The sequence below is a fragment of the Neobacillus terrae genome (assembly GCF_011393025.1).
Lineage (GTDB): Bacteria > Bacillota > Bacilli > Bacillales > Cytobacillaceae > Neobacillus_A > Neobacillus_A terrae.
In genome coordinates, this window is sequence record NZ_JAAOEO010000019.1 from 76,818 (window position 1) to 83,316 (window position 6,499).

A 6,499-nucleotide genomic window follows, 5' to 3' on the forward strand; every position below is an offset into this window, starting at 1 on the left:
AATGATGAAGAAAAAAGTTAATAAAAGGTTAAAGTTAGGAACAAAAATCAATTTGATTGTTTTAAGTATTGTCCTATTATTATCCATAATTATAGGAATTGTGGTAGTCAGCGAAGTGACAAAGGGAATTAAGTCATTTGCGGTTGAGAAAGCAAAAGGGGACTTAAGTTTAAGTTACCGGTACATCAAAGATAAGTTTCCTGGTGATTGGGAAATCAAAAATGGAAAGTTATACAAAGGAGATTATTCTTTTAATAATAGCTTAGACATAGTAGACAAAATAGCAAAAGATACGGGTGATACAGTAACAATCTTTCAGGGGGAAACACGTATAGCAACAAACGTAATTGTAAATGGAAAGAGGAATATCGGAACTCAAGTTTCCCAGGAAGTTGGTGATGTCGTGATAAAAGAGGGGAAAAACTATTACGGTGAAGCTTCAGTTTCCGGTAAAATTTATCAAACTGCTTATATGCCTTTAAAGAATAACAGTGGTGAAACAATGGGTATCCTTTATGTGGGAGCTCCTCAAACAATAATTGATGAAATTTTATCATCGTTTTTAACCAAATTTATAATTTTAGTGATTTCCGTAATTATAATTTCTGTTCTTATTATTCTGTGGTTTACTAGCCGATTAAAGAAAAGACTGGAGGCCATTTCTAGTGCATTAGAGAATGCAGGAAAAGGTGATTTTACAACAGTCGTTATGGACGATGCCGGGGATGAGTTAAGTGACCTCTCTGAAAGCTATAACAATATGAGGGATAATTTAAGTAATATGATTAAAATTATACTTGAGACCTCTGAGCAGGTAGCTGCGTCATCTGAAGAGTTAACCGCAGGAGCTGAACAAACCAGCAAAGCTACTGAACAGATTACAGAAGCAATCCAACAAATAGCTAGCGGTTCAGATACTCAAACACAAAGTATTGAAGAGAGCTCAAAAGCTCTGGAGGAATTAACATTAGGTATAGCTAATATTGCTGAATCTTCTGCAACCATAGCTGAAAATGGAACACAAACCAGTCAGCGTGCTAAACAAGGTGAAAAGTTTGTTCAAGAAACAGCCGATCAGATGAATATGATCCACTCAACTGTAAATGATACCGGGAATATTATAATGCTACTAAATGAAAGATCTAAACAAATTGGTGATTTTTCAAAATTGATAACAGAAATCGCAAATCAGACAAATTTATTAGCTTTAAACGCAGCAATTGAAGCTGCAAGGGCAGGAGAACACGGTAAAGGATTTGCTGTAGTAGCAGATGAGGTAAGAAAACTTGCAGAACAATCACAAGATTCATCCTCACAAATTTCTGAGTTAATAAAGCATATACAAAATGATATGGACCGTTCAAATGATTCAATGGATATGGTGAAAAAAGAGGTTCAAAATGGATTGGGGATTGTTTCTAAAACACAAGATAGCTTTGAAGAAATCTTAAACTCTATGAATGAAATGGGAGAGCAAATAGACGGAATGGCTGCAACCGCCCAACAAATGTCAGCCAGTACCCAAGAGGTATCAGCAACTGTTGCAGGAGTGACCTCTATTTCTAAAGAGTCTTCAATGCATAGTCAAAATGTAGCTGCTTCAGCTGAAGAACAACTGGCATCAATGGAAGAGATTTCAGCTTCCGCATACAATTTATCCAAAATGGCAGAGGATTTACAGGATACTGTGAGTAAGTTTCGAATCTAGTTTAAAGTAAAAAAATCTAAAAATAAGTTGAAGAATATCAGTTTTTAAAAACAGCACCCTAATAACTTTAGTATAAGATACTACTTAGTAGGGTGCTTTCTTCTGAATAATTTACAACCCAAAATTGCAACTAAATCTATCTTTCATTTAGAAAACTTGGATTCTATATCTTCATCAAAAACAAAAATAGACATACCCAAATCTCTATCAATATCTATATCCACAAAGAGATCCTTAAAGTTGCATCCTAAGAATTCTTCCATTTCTACAGGGGGATTATTTTGGTAAATCTCTTTTACCATTTCAGTTCTTGCTGCTCTTAAAGCCTGCTTGCCTTCATAGGCAGTGGCAATAAATTTCTCTACTGGAGAAAGATTGCCTTCCATTTCGCTTATAGCCCAGTTTTTACAGAAGGTTGTCGTTATTTTACTTGGTCCTTTTCCCATATGTTTTTTTCTAAAATGACGGACTAGATTGCTGAATTCTGCTTCGTATTTATTCATAATGTCTCCTATTCCTTAGGCGAATATGAATGTATTTTACTATATAGAAACTTAATAGAGAAGGGGGAAACGATGGATATTACTCCCAGTTTTATATGAAAAGAATTCAAGCAACTAGGATTTTTAAGGATAAGTTTACTTTATTATTATTGTTCCAGCATAATTGAGTATTTAGGAGGAAATAAAGAAAACATATGAACAGTACGACACACCAATGGGATTACATACAGAACCATATAGGGCAAAAATCATTAAAATCTATCGCTGACAAATTGGAAATGCCGGTAAGAACAATACAAATTATGTTGATTCGAAAGAACGGAACCTCCAATACCAAGATACATACAGGAATGTTAACAGCAGGAGAATTAGCAAAGATTTTAAAAATTGACCGGAATACCATAATAGGGTGGATTTCCCGCCACTCATTAAAAGCTTCAAAAAAAGTAACGAACAGTAAGAAAAAATACACGTTTATTAAGATTGAAGATTTTTGGGATTGGTGCTATGAACATCTTGAAAAAGTAGACCTTTCACAATATGAAGCTAAAAGTCTCCTACCAGAACCATCATGGGTAGCTAGAGAAATGAAGGAAAGTAAAAAAGTAAGTAATTATAAGAAATGGACCACAAAAGAAGAAATTAAATTAAAGTATTTAGTTGGTATGGGATACAGTTGGCAAAAAATTGGAGAAATCTTAGAACGTAAACCGGGTGCTGTTGAAAAGAAATATTCTAGGATAAAAGAACAAGAAATTAGTTTTAGAGAATAGTACCCGGAAATCGATAAGTATACATCGTATAAATAACCATCCAGGTGCCAAAGAGTATCAAAAGAAGATATTTGCCGAAGGCATCCCAGCAACAATGTTTGGAGTTGCAGATATTCGTAAAGAGTTCGACCGATTATTGGAAAACGGCGTGAAGTTTACTATAGAGCGGACAAAAATGGGCTAAGTCACAATAGCTGTCTTCGACGATACATACCGCAACCTTATTCAGATAATGCAGAAGTAACTTTATGTAGAAAAAGTTATCAATAAAGTGTTTTTATCAATAATTAAACAACAACTTTATGTTTACCTTGTTCTATTTTTAGGACAGGGTTATACATTTTTAAGGTTTAAAATAAATGATATTGTGAATAAGTTCACTTAAACTATTGGGGCAAGAGTTAAACAAGAGGTTGCTGCAGCAGCGTCTTTTTTTCTTATTCAACTTACGAAACAGGATAGTTAAATAAGGTATTTACAATTGCAAAGATGAATTATATATATCCTAAAAAAAGTATTCTTTTCTATTGATTTTAGAGGATTTTGAGTTTTTTTTTAACTTGATGTGCATTTGATGCTACCTTAATATAAACAAGTGCAAAAGTTTCTAAATAAGAGGTGTAATTATGAAGTTTGATGAGTTTACAGTTGGACAGGTGTTTGAAACTAAGTCCTTCAAAATGACAAAAGCGGATATTATGAGATTTGCAGGAGAATTTGATCCTCAATATATGCATTTAGATGAGGAAAAAGCAAAGCAGGGGAGATTTGATGGAATCATCGCTTCCGGACTACATACATTAAGCATTTCAGTAAGGCTTTGGATTGAACAAGGTATCTATGGTGATGATATCATCGCTGGAACAGGGATGAATAATATGAAATTTATAAAACCGGTGTATCCTGGTGATAAATTGTATACCATCGCCGAGGTTATCGATAAGAAAGAGACGAAGAATGAATCGGGAATCATTACTGTATTGTTATCTACTTACAACGATAAAGAAGATAAAGTATTAGAAGTAGACCTGTCGGGATTGATTAAGCGATGATGTGTTGTAATTGAAAATAAGTGAAATAATCTACACAAGTCAATTACGGCTTATGGGTTGAGTATTTTCATAATTGCATTTTTGGAAAGGGTCTTATTCCACTACCATGGAAGTACAAAGCAGTCAAAATCTAAAAACGACAATACTAAAGTAGACCCAGCGATTATAATTTTTAAAAAAGCTGAGCCTAAAATAAAACCTCATGTCGCAATATCATTATGACCACAATAACGCTACTTTCATTCTCTGTGGTGAAGAGCTGGTTTTTAGCGATTCATGGATGGCTAACGGGGGCGTTAGTTGAAATATTAAAAGGACTGGTTTCAGTCCTTTTTGTTTTGCAAATTAATATACGGCAGATAGCGGCCATTAGATAGTTTTTCGACCAACCTGAACTCTATAAGTTTTTTTAATGATAGAGTGCAATAAGACGAGGCATCATATTTATCCCTTCCTAATCTAACACCAATCTGTGTAGGACCGAAACCAAGTTTTCTTTGTTCCGCCGTTACTTCATTGTTTAATTCGCATAGAGCTTCATAAATGATCCTATCTTTTTCTGTTATCTTCTTTTTCGATGGTCTTCTCATGATTCACCCTCCCATAATATCTCTCAATAGGAAACTTATACAATATCACTCTTTGAAAACAAGTTATTGCCTTTATGATTTGTTAAAACGGGCTGAATGGATTAGTGATACCCCAGAAGATTCCAATAAAAAAAGCCCTCTGATTCTAGAGGGCAAATGGGGAATACTACTCTTATTCTTTACGATATTGAAAAATTTTATACTATAGATCTATATTTATTAGTATTTTAATTATGTCCAAGCCTTTCTAATTGTGATTAGCTGTCCCAATGTAGGATGCCTTCAAATAAAAAATAATTGAAAAAAAGGAATTGTTATATTATTTCTTATTTTATTGCCATTTTTAGCTATGGTTTTAACTTTATTTTTTTTTTTTTTATTCAAATCTCTTGGGCTTTGCTTAAACAAAGGAGCAAGGCTTTTTTCTTATTCAAGTAAAGGGCAGGCTAGTTAAAAAAGAAATAGTAATAATTGGGTATATTAAGAGGAATATTAAAAAAATTGTTATAGATGCACAGGGATGTATGTAAATGTAAATGGTTCTTAATTAAAAAAGGATGAGAGTAATGGACAGTTTTCAAAAATTAGAAAAGACCTATGACTACCTCCGAAAGTTGTGGCTCGATTACTGGACTCAAGAAGTAGTTTTTACATTTCAGTGGTGGTTTGAAATTTTTGTTATTATTTTTCCATTGTTTTTATGGTGGAGATTTGTCGATAAAACTCGATTAAAAGAAATAAGTCTTGTTGGGCTGATTACAGCAGGAATTGCTTTCATCTTGGATCAAATTGGTACATCCCTAGGTTTTTGGATATATCCATATACTTTAACACCATTAGAAAGAGATGAATTTACCCCTGCTGATTTATCTATTGTTCCCTTTATTTACTCTATGATTTATCAGAGATTTCCTATGTGGAAAAAATACATATTAGCAACTTTAACCTATGCGTTTATAGCTTCATATTTAGGAGAAAATATCTTTCAATGGTTTGGGGTATACAAAAAAATTAAATGGAATCACTTATACTCTGTCCCGTTTTATATTTTAATTGGAGTATTTGTAAAAGTGGTTCTTCAAAAAATTAATTTAATTGAGTCACATTCCAATGGAAAAGAATAAAATGATACTTATTTCGTTAATGAGGGCGATTGTTCAATAGAACTGTCGCTTTTCTTATTCCGCTAACGTGGCAGAATAGTTGAATAAGTAATAGTTACCAGTAGATAAAATAAGTTGCATTTTGAGAAAATAAAGTTTGGACGATGATAAAAAATTAAGGCGGTTCATTAATGAGGAAAAATCTTTTTGCGATTCTAATGTATACGTTAGGTATTGTCGGGTTAATCATTACATTATTTATCGTGTATAAGAAGAACATTGATAATTCATTTGCCACTATATTTGTACATGGTTATGTGATTTTTCTTGTTTTATTTCTTGTTTATTTCGTAATTGGAACGATATTAAATTTAGGGAAAATTGAATGGGTCGATATAAGAAAAAGATTGTATAAATTCATTATTAGTTTTGTTCTAATTAGTTGTCTCGGTTTGATTTATTACTACATTAAAAAACCATCTGAAATAAATTTTCAAAAGGTTTTATTTTTGCCTTTAGCTATATTACTCGGTTCAGCTTTTTCTGATTTACCTTTCATCAGAAAAAATAACAATTAACTTGATTAACTAATAGTGCAAGAGTTGAAGTTCCAGCTGCCATTTGGTGGCTTTTTCTTATTCAGCTAAACCAGCTAATAGTTTGTCAAGACTTTTCAATAAAAATAGAAATTTTGCCATGGTATACTAAAAATAAGCATGCTAAATAACCTTCCTTCATACTGTAATTGGAAGGTTTTGAGTTATTTAGTT

7 protein-coding genes and 1 pseudogene are annotated in these 6,499 nt (G+C 32.8%); 6 read left to right on the forward strand and 2 right to left on the reverse strand.

Annotated elements, in window-relative coordinates; all coding sequences use genetic code 11:
- Window position 1 precedes the first annotated feature (1 nt).
- Window positions 2-1,708, forward strand: coding sequence for a methyl-accepting chemotaxis protein (locus tag G8761_RS20795; protein WP_338001004.1), 1,707 nt, complete (start codon window positions 2-4; stop codon window positions 1,706-1,708).
- Window positions 1,709-1,851: 143 nt separating this feature from the next.
- Here G8761_RS20795 and G8761_RS20800 read toward each other — a convergent pair whose 3' ends face one another.
- The gene (locus G8761_RS20800) at window positions 1,852-2,211 is read right to left on the reverse strand and encodes a Na-translocating system protein MpsC family protein (protein ID WP_166029887.1); all 360 of its coding nucleotides are present in this window, start codon (window positions 2,209-2,211) and stop codon (window positions 1,852-1,854) included.
- A gap of 350 nt (window positions 2,212-2,561) precedes the next feature.
- Between G8761_RS20800 and G8761_RS20805 the strand changes: the two genes are divergently transcribed.
- The 3 genes and pseudogenes from G8761_RS20805 (at window position 2,562) to G8761_RS20815 (ending at window position 4,036) form a co-directional block, all read left to right on the forward strand.
- Window positions 2,562-2,984, forward strand: coding sequence for a helix-turn-helix domain-containing protein (locus tag G8761_RS20805; protein WP_243450105.1), 423 nt, complete (start codon window positions 2,562-2,564; stop codon window positions 2,982-2,984).
- 31 nt (window positions 2,985-3,015) lie between these two features.
- Window positions 3,016-3,168, forward strand: a pseudogene (locus G8761_RS20810) (VOC family protein); the annotation flags it as partial.
- Window positions 3,169-3,610: 442 nt separating this feature from the next.
- The gene (locus G8761_RS20815) at window positions 3,611-4,036 is read left to right on the forward strand and encodes a MaoC family dehydratase (protein WP_166029889.1); all 426 of its coding nucleotides are present in this window, start codon (window positions 3,611-3,613) and stop codon (window positions 4,034-4,036) included.
- 323 nt (window positions 4,037-4,359) lie between these two features.
- Here G8761_RS20815 and G8761_RS20820 read toward each other — a convergent pair whose 3' ends face one another.
- Window positions 4,360-4,626, reverse strand: a complete 267-nt coding sequence (locus tag G8761_RS20820; RefSeq protein ID WP_166029890.1) for a hypothetical protein — start codon at window positions 4,624-4,626, stop codon at window positions 4,360-4,362.
- Window positions 4,627-5,192: 566 nt separating this feature from the next.
- Between G8761_RS20820 and G8761_RS20825 the strand changes: the two genes are divergently transcribed.
- Both G8761_RS20825 and G8761_RS20830 read left to right on the forward strand, forming a co-directional pair.
- Entirely contained in the window at window positions 5,193-5,750 is a 558-nt protein-coding gene (locus tag G8761_RS20825) for a CBO0543 family protein (protein ID WP_166029891.1), read from the forward strand.
- A gap of 170 nt (window positions 5,751-5,920) precedes the next feature.
- Window positions 5,921-6,307 (forward strand): hypothetical protein, encoded by a 387-nt coding sequence (locus G8761_RS20830; RefSeq protein ID WP_166029892.1) that lies wholly within the window; start codon window positions 5,921-5,923, stop codon window positions 6,305-6,307.
- The last annotated feature ends 192 nt before the right edge of the window (window positions 6,308-6,499 follow it).